The organism is Streptomyces sp. P1-3, from assembly GCF_050613155.1.
In the GTDB taxonomy this organism is placed as follows: Bacteria; Actinomycetota; Actinomycetes; order Streptomycetales; family Streptomycetaceae; genus Streptomyces.
Window position 1 is genome coordinate 1,924,780 of sequence record NZ_CP192512.1, and the last position, 20,221, is coordinate 1,945,000.

12 protein-coding genes, 1 tRNA gene and 2 rRNA genes (1 of these 15 cut by a window edge) are annotated in these 20,221 nt (G+C 69.0%); 1 reads left to right on the forward strand and 14 read right to left on the reverse strand.

All coding sequences use genetic code 11. From position 1 onward, the window contains the following. Window positions 1-110 precede the first annotated feature (110 nt). The 10 genes from ACQUSR_RS07930 to ACQUSR_RS07975 form a co-directional block, all read right to left on the reverse strand. Complete coding sequence (locus ACQUSR_RS07930; protein WP_431041850.1) at window positions 111-350, reverse strand: hypothetical protein; 240 nt, start codon at window positions 348-350, stop codon at window positions 111-113. 10 nt (window positions 351-360) lie between these two features. Then, on the reverse strand, window positions 361-846 hold the full coding sequence (locus ACQUSR_RS07935) for a Dps family protein (RefSeq protein ID WP_431041851.1): 486 nt from the start codon (window positions 844-846) through the stop codon (window positions 361-363). Between the two features lie 175 nt (window positions 847-1,021). Beyond that, on the reverse strand, window positions 1,022-1,405 hold the full coding sequence (locus ACQUSR_RS07940) for a helix-turn-helix domain-containing protein (RefSeq protein ID WP_431041852.1): 384 nt from the start codon (window positions 1,403-1,405) through the stop codon (window positions 1,022-1,024). Between the two features lie 109 nt (window positions 1,406-1,514). Further along, window positions 1,515-2,063, reverse strand: coding sequence for a CinA family protein (locus ACQUSR_RS07945; RefSeq protein WP_431041853.1), 549 nt, complete (start codon window positions 2,061-2,063; stop codon window positions 1,515-1,517). Next, window positions 2,060-2,710: a CDP-diacylglycerol--glycerol-3-phosphate 3-phosphatidyltransferase gene (gene pgsA / locus ACQUSR_RS07950; protein WP_431041854.1), complete on the reverse strand. Its 651-nt coding sequence runs from the start codon at window positions 2,708-2,710 to the stop codon at window positions 2,060-2,062. The genes ACQUSR_RS07945 and pgsA overlap by 4 nt, the downstream gene beginning before the upstream one ends. After that, window positions 2,707-4,203, reverse strand: a complete 1,497-nt coding sequence (rimO, locus tag ACQUSR_RS07955) for a 30S ribosomal protein S12 methylthiotransferase RimO (RefSeq protein WP_431041855.1) — start codon at window positions 4,201-4,203, stop codon at window positions 2,707-2,709. The genes pgsA and rimO overlap by 4 nt, the downstream gene beginning before the upstream one ends. A gap of 64 nt (window positions 4,204-4,267) precedes the next feature. Next, window positions 4,268-5,065 carry a helix-turn-helix domain-containing protein gene (locus tag ACQUSR_RS07960; protein ID WP_431041856.1) on the reverse strand — a complete coding sequence of 266 codons (798 nt, stop codon included), beginning with the start codon at window positions 5,063-5,065 and terminating at the stop codon, window positions 4,268-4,270. A gap of 211 nt (window positions 5,066-5,276) precedes the next feature. Beyond that, window positions 5,277-8,030, reverse strand: coding sequence for a DNA translocase FtsK (locus ACQUSR_RS07965; RefSeq protein ID WP_431041857.1), 2,754 nt, complete (start codon window positions 8,028-8,030; stop codon window positions 5,277-5,279). Window positions 8,031-8,174: 144 nt separating this feature from the next. After that, on the reverse strand, window positions 8,175-8,852 hold the full coding sequence (locus tag ACQUSR_RS07970; RefSeq protein ID WP_431041858.1) for a response regulator: 678 nt from the start codon (window positions 8,850-8,852) through the stop codon (window positions 8,175-8,177). 277 nt (window positions 8,853-9,129) lie between these two features. Continuing rightward, window positions 9,130-14,613, reverse strand: a complete 5,484-nt coding sequence (locus ACQUSR_RS07975) for a HAMP domain-containing protein (RefSeq protein ID WP_431041859.1) — start codon at window positions 14,611-14,613, stop codon at window positions 9,130-9,132. A 352-nt stretch (window positions 14,614-14,965) separates the two neighbouring features. On the opposite strand from ACQUSR_RS07975, the gene ACQUSR_RS07980 reads away from it, so the two are divergent. Continuing rightward, entirely contained in the window at window positions 14,966-17,596 is a 2,631-nt protein-coding gene (locus ACQUSR_RS07980) for a SpoIIE family protein phosphatase (protein WP_431047442.1), read from the forward strand. A 48-nt stretch (window positions 17,597-17,644) separates the two neighbouring features. Here ACQUSR_RS07980 and ACQUSR_RS07985 read toward each other — a convergent pair. The 4 genes from ACQUSR_RS07985 to ACQUSR_RS08000 all read right to left on the reverse strand — a co-directional run. Next, a tRNA-Thr gene (locus ACQUSR_RS07985) sits at window positions 17,645-17,717 on the reverse strand. Between the two features lie 74 nt (window positions 17,718-17,791). After that, window positions 17,792-18,490, reverse strand: coding sequence for a DegT/DnrJ/EryC1/StrS family aminotransferase (locus tag ACQUSR_RS07990; RefSeq protein ID WP_431041860.1), 699 nt, complete (start codon window positions 18,488-18,490; stop codon window positions 17,792-17,794). Window positions 18,491-18,594: 104 nt separating this feature from the next. Beyond that, window positions 18,595-18,711, reverse strand: a 5S ribosomal RNA gene (gene rrf / locus ACQUSR_RS07995). An 89-nt stretch (window positions 18,712-18,800) separates the two neighbouring features. Beyond that, window positions 18,801-20,221 (reverse strand): 23S ribosomal RNA (locus ACQUSR_RS08000); it runs 1,704 nt beyond the window's last position.

The following is a 20,221-nucleotide window of genomic DNA, read 5'->3' on the forward strand; positions in this document are numbered from 1 at the left end:
CGCCGGACGGTCGCGGCCCTGGCGCTGCCCAGAGTCTGCCCACCCCGGCGTACGGCGCATTCACCGGTCGGTGCGGGGCGCACACGGCATCACCGGGGGCCGAGGGGCCATCAGTGCCACGGCACCCAGGTGTACTTGTCGCCGCCCACCCATCGGACGGTGTCCGGGTCGTCGAGGTCCACATGCTTCATGCCCAGCCGATGGGCGATCTCGATGACGTCCACCACTGAATGCGCCCTGCCGACGAACTCACCGCCGGCCTCCACCAGGCGGTACGGCGGATCGCCGCGCTGGACCCCCAGCACGACGATCCGCGGTGCCGCGCTCCGTGGACTCCCGCTCTCGGTCATCTGACAGGCCCTAGACCTGACCGCCACTCACGTTCTCCGCCTGGAACATCCAGTGATGCTTCTCCAGGTCGCGGGTGAGGCCGATGATGATGTCCTGGGTGACCGGATCGGGTTCGGCGGTCACATCGATGCGCTCACGCATGCGCCTGATGATGGACTGCAACGCGGCGATCAGCGTCCTCACCGCCTCGTTGTCGTCGCTCCAGCCCTCCCTGACGGAGTCGATACCACTGGTCTTGGAGACGGTTCCGGCGCGGCCGTCGGGGGCGACGCCGATCGCCGAGGCGCGCTCCGCCACGGTGTCCATGTGCTGCCGGGCGGTGTCCACCACTTCGTCGAGCTGGAGGTGCACGGAACGGAAGCGCGGGCCCACCACCGTCCAGTGCACCTGCTTGGCCACAAGCGAGAGGTCCACCAGATCGACGAGTGCGCCCTGCAACGCGTCGCCCACGGTCTTGCGGTTCTCATCTGACAGAGGGCTCTTCAGGGTGGACATCAACATCCTCCTATTCGACCAGATAGACCTCTTTTTTCACTTTGGTCCTTCATCCACCATGGCACAGACCCGCTGAACCGGCCTTCGTACGGACCGAGCACGGACCGAGCCCCGGCCGGTGCGTCAGGCACCGGCCGGGGCTCGGAAAAAGCTTCTGGAATTTGCGGGAAGGAGATCAGGCCGCGACGACGTCCACGGCTTCCGCGGGCGCCTTGATGGTCACCCGCTCCTCCGGAACACCCGTCACGGACGTCACGGTCACCGAATTGAGCATGGGCCGCATGGGCGCCGGTACCGACTCGCCGGCCGTGGCCGACTCCGCCAGCTCCGCGAGCGACAGTTCGTCGCTCACTTCCCGCATGACCTGGGACATCCGTACATCCAGGGCGTCGCAGATCGCGGCGAGCAGCTCGGACGAGGCCTCCTTCTGGCCCCGTTCGACCTCGGACAGATAGCCGAGGGACACCCGGGCGGAGGAGGAGACCTCGCGCAGAGTACGGCCCTGGCGCTGGCGCTGCCGGCGCAGCACGTCACCCAGCAGGCGACGGAGCAGAATCATCGCTGGCTCCCTCCTCGGACCTCGGATCCGGATCCTTCATGCCCCACCGTACCGCCTTCAGCTCCGCCCGTGCGGGGAGCGATGACGTGTTCACTCAGGGCTGCAAACATCAAATCCCCCCGTGTTGTTCCGTATCCTGTGCCCTTGCATTTTCGATCAGTTCGCCGAACAAGAGCTCCAAGGCCGCTTGGACGCTCTGGGCGCGGATGGCCGCGCGGTCCCCGTCCAGCCGCAGCGCGGCCACCGATCCCGCACCGCCCGGCCCCTCGACCGCCGCGTAGACCGTGCCGACGGGCCGGCCGTCCTGCGGGGTGGGCCCGGCTACGCCGGTCGTGGCGACACCCCAGTCCGCGCCCAGCACCCGCCGTACCCCCCGGGCCATCTGCCGGGCGACCTCGCCGTCGACCGCGCCGCGCTCGTCCAGCAGGGCCCCGTCCACGCCCAGCACGGTGCGCTTGAGTTCGGTCGCGTACGCCGTCACCGAGCCGCGGAAGGAGCGGGAGGCGCCGGGGACCGCGGTCAGCTCGGCGGCCACCAGGCCGCCGGTGAGCGATTCGGCGACCGCCAGCGTCTCTCCGCGCCGCTCCAGCAGCTCCAGGGACCGGGCGGCCGGACCAGGGACCGTGCCGGGGCCGGCGGGCGACGGGGCCTCGGTCACCGCACCGCCTCCCGGCCCGCCCGCTCGCGCTCCGCGGCGAGCCCGGCACGCCGCAGCGTGACGGCCTGCCGCACGTAGTCCAGGCCCGTGGCGACCGTCAACGCCACGGCGACCGCCATCACCCAGAAGCGCAAGGTGGCGAGCGGTCCCGTGAGGGCCAGGATGTACATCCCGACGGCCGTGCCCTGGGCCAGCGTCTTCATCTTCCCGCCCCGGCTGGCGGGGATGACCCCGTGTTTGATCACCCAGAAGCGCATCAGCGTGATGCCGATCTCCCGGAAGAGGATCACGCCCGTCACCCACCAGGGAAGATCGCCGAGCGCGGAGAGGCAGATCAGCGCGGCACCCATGATCGCCTTGTCCGCGATCGGGTCGGCGATCTTGCCGAAGTCGGTGACGAGGTTGTACCGGCGCGCCAGATGCCCGTCGAAAAGGTCGGTGATCATGGCGACGGCGAACGCCGCCCAGGCCAGGGAGCGCCAGGCCGGGTCGTAGCCGCCGTTGGCCAACATCAACAACACGAACCCGGGCACAAGGAGCAGCCGCACCATGGTGAGGATGTTGGCGATGTTCCACAACCTCACCGCGCGCACGGACACGGCCCCCGGGCGGGCGCCTCCCGCGGCGGAGGCCGGCACCTGGGTCATCTCCCCGCCTCCTCGGTACATGCGCTGCCATCGAGCGGCAGCGGCTCGGCGACGAGGTCCACGCCCTCGGTCGCGACCACCTTCGCCACGACCATACGTCCGGGCTCCAGGTCCGCGCCGCCGGTCAGCACGGTCTGCCCGTCGGTCTCGGGCGCCTGGTGCGCGCCCCGGCCGACCGGCCCGTCCTCCTCGTCGATCCGGTCGACCAGCACCTCGACCGTCTCCCCGAGGCGCTCCTCGGCGCGCTGCGCGGTCAGCTCCTCGGCCAGCCGGGAGATGTGGGCCAGCCGCTCCGCGACCACGTCGGGGTCCAGCTTGCCGTCGTAGCCGGCGGCCTCGGTGCCATCCTCGTCGGAGTAGCCGAAGACGCCGATGGCGTCGAGTCTCGCGTTGCTGATGAAGCGCTCCAGCTCGGCCAGGTCCTCCTCGGTCTCGCCGGGGAAGCCGACGATGAAGTTGGAGCGGGCGCCCGCCTGCGGGGCCTTGGCCCTGATCGTGTCGAGCAGCTCCAGGAAGCGGTCGGTGTCGCCGAAGCGGCGCATGGCGCGCAGCACCCCGGGCGCCGAGTGCTGGAAGGACAGGTCGAAGTAGGGCGCGACCTTCTCCGTCGAGGTCAGCACCTCGATCAGGCCGGGGCGCATCTCGGCGGGCTGCAGGTAGCTGACCCGGATGCGCTCGATGCCGTCCACGGCCGCGAGCTCCGGCAGCAGCGTCTCCAGCAGGCGGATGTCGCCCAGGTCCTTGCCGTAGGAGGTGTTGTTCTCGGAGACCAGCATGATCTCCTTCACGCCCTGCTCGGCGAGCCAGCGCGTCTCGCCGAGTACGTCGGAGGGGCGGCGGGAGATGAAGGAGCCGCGGAAGGACGGGATGGCGCAGAAGGAGCACCGCCGGTCGCAGCCGGAGGCCAGCTTGACCGAGGCGACCGGGCCGGCGTCCAGACGGCGGCGCAGCGGGGCGCGCGGGCCCGACGCCGGGGCGAGGCCCTCGGGCAGGTCTTCGGGGGCTGAGGCCAGCGCGTCGGCGTCACCGTGGCCCGGCAGCGCCACGCCGGAGGCGCCCTGCCGCTCCGCCGGGCTGATCGGCAGCAGCTTGCGCCGGTCGCGCGGGGTGTGGGCGGCGTGGATGCCGCCCGAGAGGATGGTCTGCAGCCGGTCGGAGATGTCGGCGTAGTCGTCGAACCCGAGCACGCCGTCGGCCTCGGGCAGCGCTTCGGCCAGCTCCTTGCCGTACCGCTCGGCCATGCAGCCGACCGCTACGACGGCCTGGGTCCTGCCATGATCCTTGAGGTCGTTGGCCTCCAGCAGGGCATCGACCGAGTCCTTCTTGGCGGCTTCGACGAAGCCGCAGGTGTTGACGACGGCGACATCCGCGTCGGCGGCTTCCTCGACGAGTTCCCAGCCGTCCGCTGCCAAGCGGCCTGCCAGCTCCTCCGAGTCCACCTCATTACGGGCGCAGCCAAGCGTGACAAGGGCGACGGTACGGCGTTCGGGCATACGCTCAGACTACTTTGTCCCGGACGTACCTCTGGCGCCCAGGGCTGACCGTTCGACGCGGAACTCAGCCGACCTCCGGGTCTCCCTTGGTGTAGCTCAGCCGCTGGACCTGCCCGTCCGCCCCGACCTCCTTGACCTCCTTGCCGTTCACGAAGAGCTGGACGGCCCCGGCATTGCCCAGGACCAGGTCGATCCGCTTGCTGTCGGTGAAGGTCCTGGAGTCGCCCTGGCGGAGTACGCCCTCGTGGATCAGGCGCCCGTTGTGGTCCTGTGCGGAGATCCAGCTCTGGCCGTTCTCGGCGGTCAGCTGAACCGTGACCTTGTTGGCCGGGACGCCGGCGATGGCGCTGGTGGACGGCTCCGGCTTGGGGTCGGCGGGCTTGCGGGTGGCGGGGTCGGCGGCGGGCTTCGACGGCGGGGTGTCCTCCGCGACCGTCGAGCCGCCGTCCTCGCTGCCACTGGTGAAGAGGGTGAAACCGACGAAGCCGACGACGGCGACGATGGCGGCGACCATCGCGGCGGTCCAGTTGGGGCGGCGGGGCTCGGGCCGGATCCGTTCGGCCTCGAACAGCGGCGCTGCCGGAGTGGGCTCCGGCCGGCCGCCGTGCTCGGCGTCATACTGGGCGATCAGCGCGGCCGGGTCGAGGCCGACGGCCCGCGCCAGTGACCGGACGTGCCCGCGCGCGTAGACGTCGCCACCGCAGCGCGAGAAGTCGTCCTGCTCGATCCCGTGCACGATGGGTACACGCACCCGGGTGATGCCGCTGACCTCATCGACGGTCAGTCCGGCCTGGATGCGGGCCTGCTGGAGGGCATGACCGACGGAAGGACGGTCGTCTTCGGAGGAGTTGCCGATGGACACGGGGGCGCCTTTCGAGCGTGAGCCACCTGCTGGAGGTTCAGTCTAGGGGTGGGACGAAAGGGTCGGGCAAGCGGGAGGCCGGTCTTTGTCCGCCATCAGGAGTGCCGTACGACACCGATGGTGGGACACCAGTCCGTCACCTCCCTCAACTTGACGTATCAGCAGAGGAAACGGTTGACCGCGCTTCCCTTACGGGTGAGTCTCCCCTGCGCTATGGGTGAGCCTCCCCGCGGATCACAGCGATCACGCCATCCAATTCATCCGGTTTTACCAAAACGTCCCGGGCTTTAGAGCCTTCGCTGGGACCGACGATCCCCCGGGACTCCATCAGGTCCATCAGCCGCCCGGCCTTGGCGAAGCCCACCCGCAGCTTGCGCTGGAGCATCGAGGTCGAGCCGAACTGGGTGGAGACCACCAGCTCAGCGGCCTGACAGAGGAGGTCGAGGTCGTCGCCGATGTCCTCGTCGATCTCCTTCTTCTTCGCCGTCCCGACCGTCACGTCGTCCCGGAAGACCGGCGCCATCTGGTTCTTGCAGTGCTCGACGACCGCGGCGACCTCGGCCTCGGTGACGAACGCGCCCTGCATGCGGACCGGCTTGTTCGCGCCCATCGGCAGGAAGAGGCTGTCGCCTTTCCCGATCAGCTTCTCGGCGCCCGCCTGGTCGAGGATCACCCGGCTGTCGGCGAGGGAGGAGGTGGCGAAGGCGAGCCGGGACGGCACGTTCGCCTTGATCAGACCGGTCACCACGTCCACCGAGGGCCGCTGGGTGGCGAGCACCAGGTGGATGCCCGCCGCACGGGCCAGCTGGGTGATACGGACGATCGAGTCCTCCACGTCGCGCGGCGCCACCATCATCAGATCCGCCAGCTCATCCACGATGACCAGCAGATACGGGTACGGCCGCAGGTCACGCTCGCTGCCTTCGGGCAGCTGGACCTTGCCCCCGCGGACGGCGGCGTTGAAGTCGTCGATGTGCCGGAACCCGAACGCCGCCAGGTCGTCGTACCGCAGATCCATCTCCCGTACGACCCACTGGAGGGCCTCGGCGGCCCGCTTGGGGTTGGTGATGATCGGCGTGACCAGGTGCGGGATGCCCTCGTACGCGGTCAGCTCGACGCGCTTGGGGTCGACCAGCACCATCCGCACGTCGTCCGGGGTCGCGCGGGCCATGACCGAGGTGATCAGGCAGTTGATGCAGGACGACTTTCCGGAGCCGGTGGCGCCGGCCACCAGCACGTGCGGCATCTTCGCCAGGTTGGCCGAGACATAGCCGCCCTCGACGTCCTTGCCCAGCCCCACCAGCAGCGGATGGTCGTCGCCGACGGACTCGGCGGACCGCAGCACGTCCCCCAGGTTGACCATTTCGCGGTCGCTGTTGGGGATCTCGATACCGACCGCGGACTTGCCCGGGATGGGGCTGATGATCCGCACGTCGGGGCTGGCCACGGCGTACGCGATGTTCTTGGTCAGCGCCGTGATCCGCTCGACCTTCACAGCCGGGCCCAGCTCGACCTCGTAGCGGGTGACCGTCGGCCCGCGGGTGAAGCCGGTGACGGCGGCGTCGACCTTGAACTCCGCGAAGACGTTCGTCAGCGAGGCGACGACCGCGTCGTTGGCGGCGCTGCGGGACTTGCCGGGGCCGCCGCGCTCCAGCAGGTCCAGGGAGGGCAGCGCGTAGGTGATGTCGCCGGCGAGCTGGAGCTGCTCGGCGCGCGGCGGCAGCGGCTCGGCGGGCTCGGGCGTGGGCTTGGTGAGGTCCGGGACGGCCGCACCCCGCTCGGGGGCGGCCGTCAGCGTCGGCTCCACGTCGGCGGGCTCCTGCGACCCGCCGGCCGGCCGCGCACCCGGCACCCCGGCCGCCCGGTCGCCGGAGATGCCGCTGCTGAGGCCGGCGACCAGCGGTGAGGGCTGGACGCCGTGCAGCACGGCGCCGTCCAGTGCGGCGGCGGCCGCGGCCGCCACGTCCACGGCGTCCATGGAACGGTCCGCGGGAGGCTCCACGGGTCCGGCGCGGCCCGGCCCGCGCCGCCTGTTCAGCGCCTCCTCCTCGGCCCGCTCGGGGGCGCTCCCGGCTGTACGGGACGCCCGGCGCTGCCGCCGCGTGGGCTGCTCGCGCCACTCCTCGGCGTACTCCCCGGCCTCCTCCTCGTCCGCCGGGTCGACGTACTCGCCGTGGTCCCGCAGCAGGCCCAGCCGGATACCCAGCGAGCGCAGCCGCTGCGGGACGGCGGCGACGGGGGTGGCGGTGACCACGAGCAGCCCGAAGACGGTCAGCAGGATCAGCAGCGGTACGGCCAGCACCGCGCCCATCGCGTAGAGCAGCGGGGACGCCGCCGCCCAGCCGATGAGGCCGCCCGCGTCCTGTATGGCCTCGGTGTCGTCGCGCAGCGGCGCGCCGCAGCCGACGTGCACCTGTCCGAGGACCCCGATGACCAGCGCGGACAGCCCGATGACGATCCGTCCGTTGGCCTCCGGCTTCTCGGGGTGGAGGATCAGCCGGGTGGCGATCGCGCCGAGCAGTATCGGCACGAGCAGATCGAGGCGGCCGAACGCGCCGGTGACCAGCACCTCCACCAGGTCGCCGACCGGCCCGCGCAGATGGGACCAGGTGCCGACCGCGACGATCAGTGCGAGCGCGAGCAGCAGCAGCGCCACACCGTCCTTGCGATGCGCGGGGTCGAGCCCCTTCGCACCGCGCCCTATGCCCCGGAACATCGCGCCGACCACGCGCGCGAGCCCCATCCAGACAGCACGTGCCGCGCGGAAGACGCCGTTGGTGGGGGACGGCGCGGGCTTGGGCGCCGCCTTCTTCGCGGGCGCCTTCTTCTTCGCCGACGGCGCGGCCTTCTTGGCAGCCGCCTTCTTGACCGGGGCCTTCTTGGCGGCACCCGCGGCCCCTCCGGCGCGCTGCTTCGAGGTGCCCGCCGTGCTCTGGGAACCCTTGCCGGACGTACGTGAGGCCATGGGGGCGAGATTACCCGCGTCCGCCGTACGGGGCACGCATGCCTGCCGTTTCCCTCCGCCACGGCCGCCCGCCGGGCCAACGGCCGCCTACCGGGCCGACCCCCCGCGCCGTATGCCGACGAGCGCGTGACGGGCCGTCAGGGGTCAGTTCTGCGACGGCACCTGGCCGGCGCTGCTGCCCGCGCCCGGCTCCAGCGCGTCCAGCGCACGGCGCAGCCCGGTGAGTTTGCGCTCCAGATGGGCCGCGGTGGCCACCGCGGCCGCGTCAGCGGTCTCGTTGAGCTGCTTGGACAGCGCCTCGGCCTGCTCCTCGACGGCGGCGAGCCGCGCGGACAGCTCGGCCAGCAGCCCCGCGGGCTCCTTGCCGTCGCCCGCGACCGGCTGGCCGCTCTCCAACTGCAGCCGCAGCAGCGCGGCCTGCTCGCGCAGCTTGCAGTTCTTCATGTACAGCTCGACGAAGACGGAGACCTTGGCCCGCAGCACCCACGGGTCGAAGGGCTTGGAGATGTAGTCCACCGCGCCTGCCGCGTAGCCGCGGAAGGTGTGGTGGGGGCCGTGGTTGATCGCGGTGAGAAAGATGATCGGGATGTCGCGGGTGCGCTCCCGACGCTTGATGTGCGCGGCCGTCTCGAAGCCGTCCATACCCGGCATCTGGACGTCCAGCAGGATCACCGCGAAGTCATCCGTCAGCAGCGCCTTGAGCGCTTCCTCCCCTGACGATGCCCGCACCAGGGTCTGATCGAGCGCGGAGAGAATGGCCTCCAGCGCCAGCAGATTCTCCGGCCGGTCATCGACCAGGAGGATCTTGGCCTTCTGCACCATGGCCGACCGTCCTCCTCGCCCCGGCATGGGCCCTCCCCTGCTCGATGAGCTCGGGGAGACGCCGAGCGCCACCCCAGGGGACGACTCCTTTGCGCCGCCCGTCCTTGTGCCGGTCATGGTAGCCGCACCCCGCCTGTCGCCACACCCTGTCACCGCGATGTCACTGTGCACGTAGCAGAAACGCGGTGGAAGTCCAGAAGGTTCCCGGAAATCCGTACTCCCACACCTGTTCGGCAACACTGCGTCAGCAAGCCCGGCCCGCTCGGGTCGGGCCGCGTCACTCCCTGCTCATCCACTGCTCCATCACCGTGAGGAGATGATCGGTGTCGACGGGCTTGGTCACATAGTCGGACGCGCCGGACTCGATGCTCTTCTCCCGGTCGCCCTTCATCGCCTTCGCTGTGAGCGCGATGATCGGCAGGCCGGCGAACTGCGGCATCCGCCGGATCGCGGCCGTCGTGGCGTAGCCGTCCATCTCCGGCATCATGATGTCCATCAGGACCAGCACCACATCGTCGTGCTGCTCCAGGACCTCGATCCCCTCGCGGCCGTTCTCGGCGTAGAGCACCTGCAGTCCGTGCTGCTCCAGGACGGACGTGAGCGCGAAGACGTTGCGGATGTCGTCGTCCACGATGAGCACCTTCTCACCGTGGAAGCCGCCGCCCGGCTCGGTGGCCACCAGGTCCTGGCCGCCGACCAGCCAGGGCTCGGGAGCCTGGCCGTGGGCGCGCCCCGCCGTGTCCCGCTGCCCCGACTCCTGCGCCGCGCGCTGCCGCCTCCGGAAGAGCCCGGCGGCGCCCCGCGACCGGGGCAGGCCGGTGAGGGCGTCGGCCTCCGGCGACCTGGCCGCGACCTCCTCCTGGTCCATGGCGGGCTCACGCGCCGCCTCCAGCGCCGGCGCCGCGGCGTCGCCGCCCGGGCCGAGCTGCGGATAGCCCTGCGGCGGCAGCTCGGTGGGCTGCAGCGGCAGATAGAGCGTGAAGGTGGAACCGCGGCCCGGTTCACTGGCAACGCTGATCTCGCCGCCGAGCAGCCGTGCGATCTCCCGGCTGATGGACAGGCCCAGGCCGGTGCCGCCGTACTTCCGGCTGGTGGTCCCGTCGGCCTGCTTGAACGCCTCGAAGATGACCCGCATCTTGCTGGCCGCGATGCCGATGCCGGTGTCGGTGACCGAGAAGGCGATCATCTCGTCGTCGGGGGACCGCAGCGCGCCGTGCTCCAGCAGCTGCTCGCGGATCTCGACCGGCACGTCCTCGCCGGCCGGCCGGATGACCAGCTCCACCGCGCCGGTGTCGGTGAACTTCACCGCGTTGGACAGCAGGTTGCGCAGCACCTGCAGCAGCCGCTGCTCGTCGGTGTGCAAGGTGGCGGGCAGCTCCGGGGAGACCCGTACGGAGAAGTCCAGCCCCTTCTCGGCGGTCAGCGGCTGGAAGGTGGCGTCCACGTAGTCGACGAGCTGGACCAGCGCGATCCGGGTCGGGCTGACGTCCATCTTGCCCGCCTCGACCTTGGACAGGTCGAGGATGTCGTTGATCAGCTGGAGCAGGTCCGAGCCCGCGCCGTGGATCGTCTCGGCGAACTCCACCTGCTTCGGCGAGAGGTTGGCGTCGGCGTTGTCGGCGAGCAGCTTGGCCAGGATCAGCAGCGAGTTGAGCGGCGTGCGCAGCTCGTGCGACATATTGGCCAGGAACTCGGACTTGTAGCGCATCGAGACGGCGAGCTGCTCGGCGCGCTCCTCCAGGACCTGCCGCGCCTCCTCGATCTCGGTGTTCTTCACCTCGATGTCGCGGTTCTGGCGGGCCAGCCGGTCGGACTTCTCCTCCAGCTCGGCGTTGGACGACTGGAGGGCCTTCTGCCGGTTCTCCAGCTCGGCGGAGCGCTCGCGCAGCTGCTCGGTCAGCTCCTGCGACTGCTTGAGCAGCACCTCGGTCTTGGTGTTGACGCTGATCGTGTTGACGCTCGTGCCGATCATCTCGGCGATCTGGTTGAGGAAGTCCTTCTGGATCTGCGCGAAGGGCTGGAAGGAGGCGAGCTCGATGACGCCGAGGACCTGGCCCTCGAACAGCACCGGCAGCACGATCACATGGGCCGGGGCCGCCTCCCCGAGCCCGGAGGCGATCTTGAGATAGCCCGGCGGCACGTTCTCCACCAGGATCGTGCGCTTCTCCTTCGCCGCGGTGCCGATCAGCGTCTCGCCGGGCTTGAACGAGGTCGGCATGGAGCCCATCGAATAGCCGTAACTGCCGATGAGGCGCAGCTCGTACGCACCGTCGTCCCCGCCGTCGTTGCCCTCGGCGGTGGGCGTGGCCAGGAAGAACGCGCCGTGCTGGGCGGATACCACCGGGGTCAGCTCGCTCATGATCAGTCCGGCGACGTCCTCCAGCTCGCGCCGCCCCTGCATCAGACCGGAGATCCGGGCGAGGTTGCCCTTGAGCCAGTCCTGCTCCTTGTTGGCGAGCGTGGTCTCGCGCAGGTTGGCGATCATCGTGTTGATGTTGTCCTGCAGCTTGAGGATCTCGCCCGCCGCGTCCGCCTCGATCTTGAGGTTGAGGTCGCCGCGGGTCACCGCGGTGGCGACCTCGGCGATCGCACGCACCTGGCGGGTCAGGTTGCCCGCCATCTCGTTCACCGACTCGGTGAGGTCCTGCCAGGTGCCGGCGACGTCCCGGACCCGGGCCTGACCGCCCAACTGGCCTTCGGTGCCCACCTCGCGGGCCACCCGGGTGACCTCCTCGGCGAACGAGCCCAGCTGGTCGACCATGGTGTTGATGGTGGTCTTGAGCTCCAGGATCTCGCCGCGCGCGTCGATGTCGATCTTCTTGGTCAGGTCACCGTTGGCGATCGCCGTGGTGACCATCGCGATGTTGCGCACCTGCCCGGTGAGGTTGTTGGCCATCGAGTTCACGGACTCGGTGAGGTCCTTCCAGGTCCCCGCGACGCCGGGCACGCGCGCCTGGCCGCCGAGGATGCCCTCGGTGCCCACCTCGCGCGCCACACGCGTGACCTCGTCCGCGAAGGACGACAGGGTCGTCACCATCGTGTTCACGGTGTCGGCGAGCTGGGCGACCTCGCCGCGCGCCTCGACGGTGACCTTCTTCGTCAGATCGCCGTTGGCCACCGCCGTGGCGACCTGGGAGATGTTGCGCACCTGGATGGTGAGGTTGTTGGCCATCAGGTTGACGTTGTTGGTCAGGTCCTTCCAGATGCCGGTGACGCCCTGCACCCGCGCCTGACCGCCCAGCTGACCCTCGCTGCCGACCTCGCGGGCCACCCGCGTCACCTGCTCGGCGAAGTCCGACAGCTGGTCCACCATCGTGTTGACCGTGGTGACCAGCTCCAGGATCTCGCCCTTGGCATCGACGGTGATCTTCTTGGACAGATCGCCCTTGGCGACCGCGGTCGTCACCTCGGCGATGTTCCGGACCTGGGACGTCAGGTTGTTCGCCATGCCGTTGACGGACTGGGTCAGGTCCTTCCAGGTGCCGGAGACACCCTGCACCTCGGCCTGGCCGCCCAGGATGCCCTCGGTGCCCACCTGTCGGGCCACCCGCGTCACCTGCTCCGCGAACGACGACAGCTGGTCGACCATCGTGTTGATGGTGTTCTTCAGCTCCAGGATCTCGCCCCGCGCGTCCACGTCGATCTTCTGCGACAGATCACCGCGCGCCACCGCGGTCGCGACCTGGGCGATGTTGCGGACCTGGGCGGTGAGGTTGCCCGCCATGCCGTTCACCGAGTCGGTCAGGTCACGCCAGACGCCCGCGACGCCGGGCACCTGCGCCTGACCGCCCAGCCGCCCGTCCGTACCCACCTCGCGGGCCACCCGGGTCACCTGCTCGGCGAAGGCGGAGAGCTGGTCGACCATCGTGTTGATGGTGTTCTTCAGCTCCAGGATCTCGCCCCGCGCGTCCACGTCGATCTTCTGCGACAGATCACCGCGCGCCACCGCGGTCGTCACCTGCGCGATGTTGCGCACCTGCGACGTCAGGTTGCCCGCCATGAAGTTGACGGAGTCGGTCAGGTCCTTCCACGTACCCGAGACGCCGTCCACTCGCGCCTGGCCCCCGAGCCGACCCTCGGTGCCCACGTCCCGGGCCATCCGCGTGACCTGGTCGGCGAACGACGACAGCTGGTCCACCATGGTGTTCACGGTGTTCTTCAGCTGGAGCATCTCCCCGGAGACGTCCACCGTGACCTTCTGGGTCAGATCGCCGTTGGCGACCGCCGTGGTCACCTGCGCGATGTTGCGCACCTGGCCGGTCAGGTTGCGGAAGGCGGTGTTCACCGAATCGGTGAGGTCCTTCCACGTGCCCGCCACACCGGGCACCTGCGCCTGGCCGCCCAGCTCGCCCTCGACACCGATCTCCCGCGCCACACGGGTCACTTCGACACCGAACGTCTGGAGCTGGTCCACCATCGTGTTGACGGTGTTCTTCAACTCCAGCATCTCGCCGGCCACATCGACGGTGACCTTCTGCGACAGGTCACCGTTGGCGACCGCCGTCGTCACCTGCGCGATGTCCCGCACCTGCGCGGTGACATTGCGGAACGCGTTGTTGACCGAGTCGGTCAGGTCCTTCCACGTACCCGCGGCACCCGGCACCTGCGCCTGACCGCCCAGCAGGCCCTCGGCACCCACCTCGCTGGCCACCCGCGTCACCTCGTCGGCGAACGTGCGCAGCGTCTCCGTCATCGTGTTGATCGTGTCCGCGAGCTGCGCGACTTCACCACGTGCGCTGACGGTGACCTTCTGCGACAGGTCGCCGCTGGCCACTGCGGTCGTCACCTGCGAGATCCCGCGCACCTGTGCCGTCAGGTTCCCCGCCATCAAATTGACCGAGTCGGTCAGGTCCTTCCAGACGCCTGCGACGCCCGGCACCTGCGCCTGCCCGCCGAGTTCGCCCTCCGTACCGACCTCGCGCGCGACCCGGGTCACCTCGGAGGCGAACGACGACAGCTGGTCCACCATGGTGTTCACGGTGTTCTTCAGCTCCAGCATCTCCCCGGACACATGGACCGTGACCTTCCGGGAGAGATCACCCTTGGCCACGGCCGTCGTCACGAGAGCGATGTCACGTACCTGAGCGGTGAGCCGGGACGCCATCGTGTTGACGGAATCCGTGAGATCTTTCCACGATCCGGACATTCCGCGCACTCGTGCCTGGCCGCCGAGCTTGCCCTCGGTGCCGACCTCCCGGGCGACCCGGGTCACCTCGTCCGTGAACGCCGAAAGCTGGTCGACCAGACCGTTGACCGTACGGCCGACCCTCAGAAACTCGCCGCGCAGCGGATGCCCCGAGCCCTCCGGCCCCTGGGAGCGCAGATCCATCCGCTGCTCCAGGTCGCCGTCAGCCACGGCCGTCAGCACCCGGCCCACCTCGGATACCGGCCGGACCAGGTCGTCCACCAGGGCGTTCGACGCCTCGATGGCGGTCGCCCAGGCCCCCTCGCACGGCCCGGTCTCCAGCCGCTCGGTCAGCTTGCCCTCGCGGCCGACCACTCGCCGTACCCGTGCCAACTCCCCTGTGAGCTGGAGGTTGCGCTCCGCGATGTCGTTGAACACATCCGCGATCTCCGCCATCACGCCGTCGCCCGAGACGACCAGCCGCTTACGGAAATTCCCGTCCCGCATGGCAGTCATGGCGACGAGCAGGCGGTTCAGGGCCGCCGTCTCCACCTGGGTCGTCCCGCCACTGCTCCGGGACTGTCCGCCCTTCGCGCGCGTGCTGCTCTTGCCCCGCGCCGCTGCGCCAGACTCCACCGTGTCCCTCCCGCAGGGTCGACCGTCGTCCTCGTCGGGTTCGCTACTCCGAGCTTTCCCAGTGTTTCACTCCGGGGCACCGTAGTGGTCGCTGATCGGAGCGTAACCACATCGTCGGGAACTCGTTGAGGTGAGAAGGGCAGCACATGTCCTTCGCCACGGCCTCGGCCCGGCGGCCATGCGTGTCCCCCATGGGGGTATGCGCATGACCGCCGGGCCGCGTTTTTGCTCCCGAATCACACGACTCCGTTCCACACGGCCGGGGCCGACGGTTTAGCCTGGCGGACGAATCGAGCGCTTGGGAAACGGGCACAGGACTCGGGGGAGCAATGAGAGGCCGATGAGGAGACCTGTGATCACCGCGCGGGCAGCCGCCAAATTCGAACCAGTGGGACGCTCGGTCGCCTCCGCCCGTACCTTCGTCAGAGACACCCTCCAAGGCTGGGGCCTGACCGACGTCGTCGACGACGCGGTCGTCCTCACCAGCGAGCTCGTCACCAACGCCGTCGTCCACGCGGGCACCGCCGCCGACGTCAGCTGCATCCGGGCCGAGACCGGGGTGCGCGTCGAGGTCGCCGACCGCTATCCGGAGCGCGAGCTGCCGCTGGAGAACGCCGGGCGCAACTACGGCAGCCCGGACCGCGAAGGCGGCCGCGGACTGCTCCTGTGCGCCGCTCTCGCCTCCCGCTGGGGCGTGGAGTACAGCGCCACGCACAAGCAGGTGTGGTTCCAGCTCGACTTCCCCGACCGCCTCGCCGGCACCCGCTCCGCGGGCCCGGCCCTGCCCTCCGAGGCCCTGCCCGTCACCGACGCCCGCGTCCGCGTCGCCGTCATCCAGATCGACCGCAACGGCGCCGTCAGTGCCTGGAACGACGACGCACAGGACCTGTTCGGCTACGCACCGGAGCAGATCCTCGGCAAACCGCTCACCGACCTCGCCGCCTGGCCGCACACCCCCGGAACCGGCACCGGCGTCGCCGAGGCGCTCCGGCTCTCCCGCTGGGAGGGCTCCTACGGCGTCCGCGGCGCCGACGGCCGGGTCATCCCCGTCTACGCCTCGCATCTGCGCGTCCGCGACACCGACGGCGACCCGTCGACCGTCTGCCTTCTGGTCCGCGAGCACGAGCGCGCGGTCCTGCAGAGCCCGCAGCGCGGCACCTCCTCCGACGCCGCGAGCGCACCCGAGCGCGGCGCGCCCACCGACGCCTTCGAGGTCTTCATCGGCTCCCCCGCCCCTGACGACCTGGACGGGCTCCTCCAGCGCACCGTCGAACGCGCCCGCGACATGCTCGACGGAGACTCGGCCTATCTGCTCCTGGCCACCGACGACGAGACCGAACTGGAGGTACGCGCCTCCACCGGGCTGCCCTCCGCACGCCAGCGCTTCGCCCGCGTCCCCGTCGAGGCCGGCACCGGACGCTACGGCTCCGCCCGGATGCCCGCCGTCCACGAGGACCTCGCCGTCGTCCCCGGAGCCGTGCCGCTGCTCGCCAACACCGGTATGCGATCGGTCGTCACGGTCCCGCTGAAGGTGGAGGGACGGCTTACCGGCTCGCTCGGCGTGGCCGCCGAAGCGCCCGGCCGCTACAGCAACGAGGAGGCCCTGCGGCTCCAGTTCGCCGCCGACCGCATCGCGCTGGCCGTCGAGTCCGCCCGCCTCACCGAGCTGGAGCGGCTGCGCCGCGGTTCCCTGTCCTTCCTCGTCGAGGCGTCCGACCTGCTGGCGGGCACGCTCGACCGGGACCAGACGCTGGCCTTGATGGCACAGATGACCGTGCCGACCCTCGCCACCTGGTGCGCCGTCTACACAATCGCCGACCCGTCTTCCGAGCCCGAGTTGAGTTACGTCCTGCACGAGGACGAGGACCGCATCGACGGCCTCAAGGCGCTGCTGTCGAAGGTCGATCCGCCGGAGCCCGTGCCGGCCCCCGGCGCCCGGATCTGGTCGGCCCCCGGTGACGCCGCGCACGCCGCGGCCCTGCGCACCACCCTGCGCAGCCTCAACCTCGGGGACGCCGCCCGGCCTTCCTCCGGCCCGGGCGCCACGCTCGCCACCGCCTCCGCGGTCGGCGGCGAGACCGTCGTCCTGCCGCTGGTGGCCCGCAATCGCGTCATCGGCATGCTCACCCTGGGCAAACCGGCCGACGAGCACTTCCGCCAGGAGATCCTGGAACTGGCCGAGGACCTCTCCCGCCGGGCCGCGCTCGCGCTGGACAACGCCCGGCTGTACTCGGAGCGTACGGCCATCAGCCAGTCCCTCCAGCGCAGCCTGCTGCCGCCCGAGCTGCCCGAGGTCCCCGGCGTCGAGGTCGAGGTCATCTACCGCGCGGCCGGTGAGGGCAACGAGGTCGGCGGTGACTTCTACGACCTGTTCCCCATCCGCGACGACGCGTACGGCTTCGCCATCGGCGACGTCTGCGGCACCGGCCCCGAGGCGGCCGCCGTCACCGGCCTGGCCCGGCACGCGCTGCGGCTGCTCGCCCGCGAGGGGTTCGGCGGCCCGGCCGTCCTGGAGCGGCTCAACGCGGCGATCCTCGACGAGGGCGCGCGCAGCCGCTTCCTGACCCTGCTGTACGGGGAGCTGTGGCCGCAAGCCGACGGCGGCGCGCTGCTGAAGGTGGTGTGCGCCGGTCATCCGCTGCCGCTCCGGCTCCGCCCGGACGGCCGCGTCGAACCCGCCGCGGAACCACAGCCCCTGCTCGGCGTGATGGACGATCTGGAGCTGTACGAGCAGACGGTGACGCTCGATCCGGGCGATGTGCTGCTGTGCGTCACGGACGGGGTGACCGAGCGCCGCGAGGGCTCCAGGATGCTCGGCGATGACGGCCTGATGGACGTGCTGACCACGTGCACCGGGTTGACGGCGGGCGCGGTGGCCGCGCGAGTCCTCCGGGCCGTCGAGCGCTTCGCTCCTGACCCGCCGTCCGACGACATGGCGATCCTGGCGATGCGCGTCCCCGTACCGCAGCCGCACGAGACCTGACAAAGAAGAAGGCCCCCGCCAGATGGCGGGGGCCTTCTTCTTTGTCAGAGCCCCAATACGGAATCGAACCGTAGACCTTCTCCTTACCATGGAGACGCTCTGCCGACTGAGCTATTGGGGCGCGGCAACGGAATGAATCATACCCGAAACTCCGTGCTGCTCCGAACCACGCCCTGGTCTTCTTCCGGGCCGCTTTCAGGCCGCCGTCTGCAGGAGTCCTCCGAGCGCGTTGCACGCCGACACCACACGCTGCAGTTCGCGGCGCGGCATCGACGCGTCGACGGGCAGCGCCAGGCACTCGTCGGCGGCGCGCTCGGTTTCCACGAGCCACAGTTCGCGACGGAAACGCTGGGTACGGTGCACGGGCGTCTGTACGGGCACATGGCACGCGACGCCTCGGGAACGCAGCGCACGGGCGAACGCGTCACGGTCCGGCCGCCCGTTGCCGGGCACCCTGACGACGTAACTCTGATAGCTGTGGTCCACGCCGACCGCCACCGCCGGCGTGCGGACACCGCGCAGCTTCCCGTCGAGATAGGCGGCGTTCGCTTGCCGCCGCACGATCTCCCCCGCCGGCTCCTCCACTACTCCGTACCCGATGACGTGGATGCCGTGCCGGTCCCCGATCTCGTTGATACGGGCCATGTCGGCGGGGTGACCGAAGGTGTGTACGGCCACGACGGCGGCGGTCCGCGGGCTCACCGCCTCGGCGACAGCGGCCGGGTCTATGCAGAAGGAGTCGGCGTCTATGTCGACGAACACCGGCCTTGCTCCGGCCAGGAGTACGGCCTCCGCCGCATCGGTTGTGCCATAGGACGGCACGATCACCTCGTCGCCGGGACGGACGCCCGAATCTGTCAGCTCGCGTCGCAGCTCATCCGCAGGAGTGCCCATGACACGCATGCTGCCCAGGCAAGATGAACTTGGAGTGACCCAGAGCACAACAAAAGAAGCCCTGTTGGGGACCGGAGTCCCCAACAGGGCTTTCTCTAAAAATTGTTCGGCGGCGTCCTACTCTCCCACAGGGTCCCCCCTGCAGTACCATCGGCGCTGAAAGGCTTAGCTTCCGGGTTCGGAATGTAACCGGGCGTTTCCCTAACGCAATAACCACCGAAACACTATGAAGATAACAACCGGACATGCTGTATTCAAAGAACAGCACTGGTTCATTACTTCAGAACCAACACAGTGGACGCGAGCAACTGAGGACAAGCCCTCGGCCTATTAGTACCAGTCAACTCCACCGGTTACCCGGCTTCCATATCTGGCCTATCAACCCAGTCGTCTACTGGGAGCCTTACCCTCTCAAGGAGGTGGGAATACTCATCTCGAAGCAGGCTTCCCGCTTAGATGCTTTCAGCGGTTATCCCTCCCGAACGTAGCCAACCAGCCATGCCCTTGGCAGAACAACTGGCACACCAGAGGTTCGTCCGTCCCGGTCCTCTCGTACTAGGGACAGCCCTTCTCAATATTCCTACGCGCACAGCGGATAGGGACCGAACTGTCTCACGACGTTCTAAACCCAGCTCGCGTACCGCTTTAATGGGCGAACAGCCCAACCCTTGGGACCGACTCCAGCCCCAGGATGCGACGAGCCGACATCGAGGTGCCAAACCATCCCGTCGATATGGACTCTTGGGGAAGATCAGCCTGTTATCCCCGGGGTACCTTTTATCCGTTGAGCGACGGCGCTTCCACAAGCCACCGCCGGATCACTAGTCCCGACTTTCGTCCCTGCTCGACCCGTCGGTCTCACAGTCAAGCTCCCTTGTGCACTTACACTCAACACCTGATTGCCAACCAGGCTGAGGGAACCTTTGGGCGCCTCCGTTACCCTTTAGGAGGCAACCGCCCCAGTTAAACTACCCACCAGACACTGTCCCTGATCCGGATCACGGACCCAGGTTAGACATCCAGCACGACCAGAGTGGTATTTCAACGACGACTCCACACACACTGGCGTGCATGCTTCACAGTCTCCCACCTATCCTACACAAGCCGAACCGAACACCAATATCAAGCTATAGTAAAGGTCCCGGGGTCTTTCCGTCCTGCTGCGCGAAACGAGCATCTTTACTCGTAATGCAATTTCACCGGGCCTATGGTTGAGACAGTCGAGAAGTCGTTACGCCATTCGTGCAGGTCGGAACTTACCCGACAAGGAATTTCGCTACCTTAGGATGGTTATAGTTACCACCGCCGTTTACTGGCGCTTAAGTTCTCAGCTTCGCCCCACCGAAATGGAGCTAACCGGTCCCCTTAACGTTCCAGCACCGGGCAGGCGTCAGTCCGTATACATCGCCTTACGGCTTCGCACGGACCTGTGTTTTTAGTAAACAGTCGCTTCTCGCTGGTCTCTGCGGCCACCCCCAGCTCAGGAAGTAAATTCCATCACCGGAAATGGCCCCCCTTCTCCCGAAGTTACGGGGGCATTTTGCCGAGTTCCTTAACCATAGTTCACCCGAACGCCTCGGTATTCTCTACCTGACCACCTGAGTCGGTTTAGGGTACGGGCCGCCATGAAACTCGCTAGAGGCTTTTCTCGACAGCATAGGATCATCCACTTCACCACAATCGGCTCGGCATCAGGTCTCACCCTTGTATGAGAGACGGATTTGCCTATCT

What these genes read in the sequence shown, in the direction of transcription:
- ACQUSR_RS07930 (WP_431041850.1), bottom strand. Translation starts at nt 350, where the DNA reads ATGACCGAGAGCGGGAGTCCACGGAGCGCGGCACCGCGGATCGTCGTG.
- ACQUSR_RS07935 (WP_431041851.1), bottom strand. Translation starts at nt 846, where the DNA reads ATGTCCACCCTGAAGAGCCCTCTGTCAGATGAGAACCGCAAGACCGTG.
- ACQUSR_RS07940 (WP_431041852.1), bottom strand. Translation starts at nt 1,405, where the DNA reads ATGATTCTGCTCCGTCGCCTGCTGGGTGACGTGCTGCGCCGGCAGCGC.
- pgsA (WP_431041854.1), bottom strand. Translation starts at nt 2,710, where the DNA reads ATGACCCAGGTGCCGGCCTCCGCCGCGGGAGGCGCCCGCCCGGGGGCC.
- rimO (WP_431041855.1), bottom strand. Translation starts at nt 4,203, where the DNA reads ATGCCCGAACGCCGTACCGTCGCCCTTGTCACGCTTGGCTGCGCCCGT.
- ACQUSR_RS07965 (WP_431041857.1), bottom strand. Translation starts at nt 8,030, where the DNA reads ATGGCCTCACGTACGTCCGGCAAGGGTTCCCAGAGCACGGCGGGCACC.
- ACQUSR_RS07970 (WP_431041858.1), bottom strand. Translation starts at nt 8,852, where the DNA reads ATGGTGCAGAAGGCCAAGATCCTCCTGGTCGATGACCGGCCGGAGAAT.
- ACQUSR_RS07990 (WP_431041860.1), bottom strand. Translation starts at nt 18,490, where the DNA reads ATGGGCACTCCTGCGGATGAGCTGCGACGCGAGCTGACAGATTCGGGC.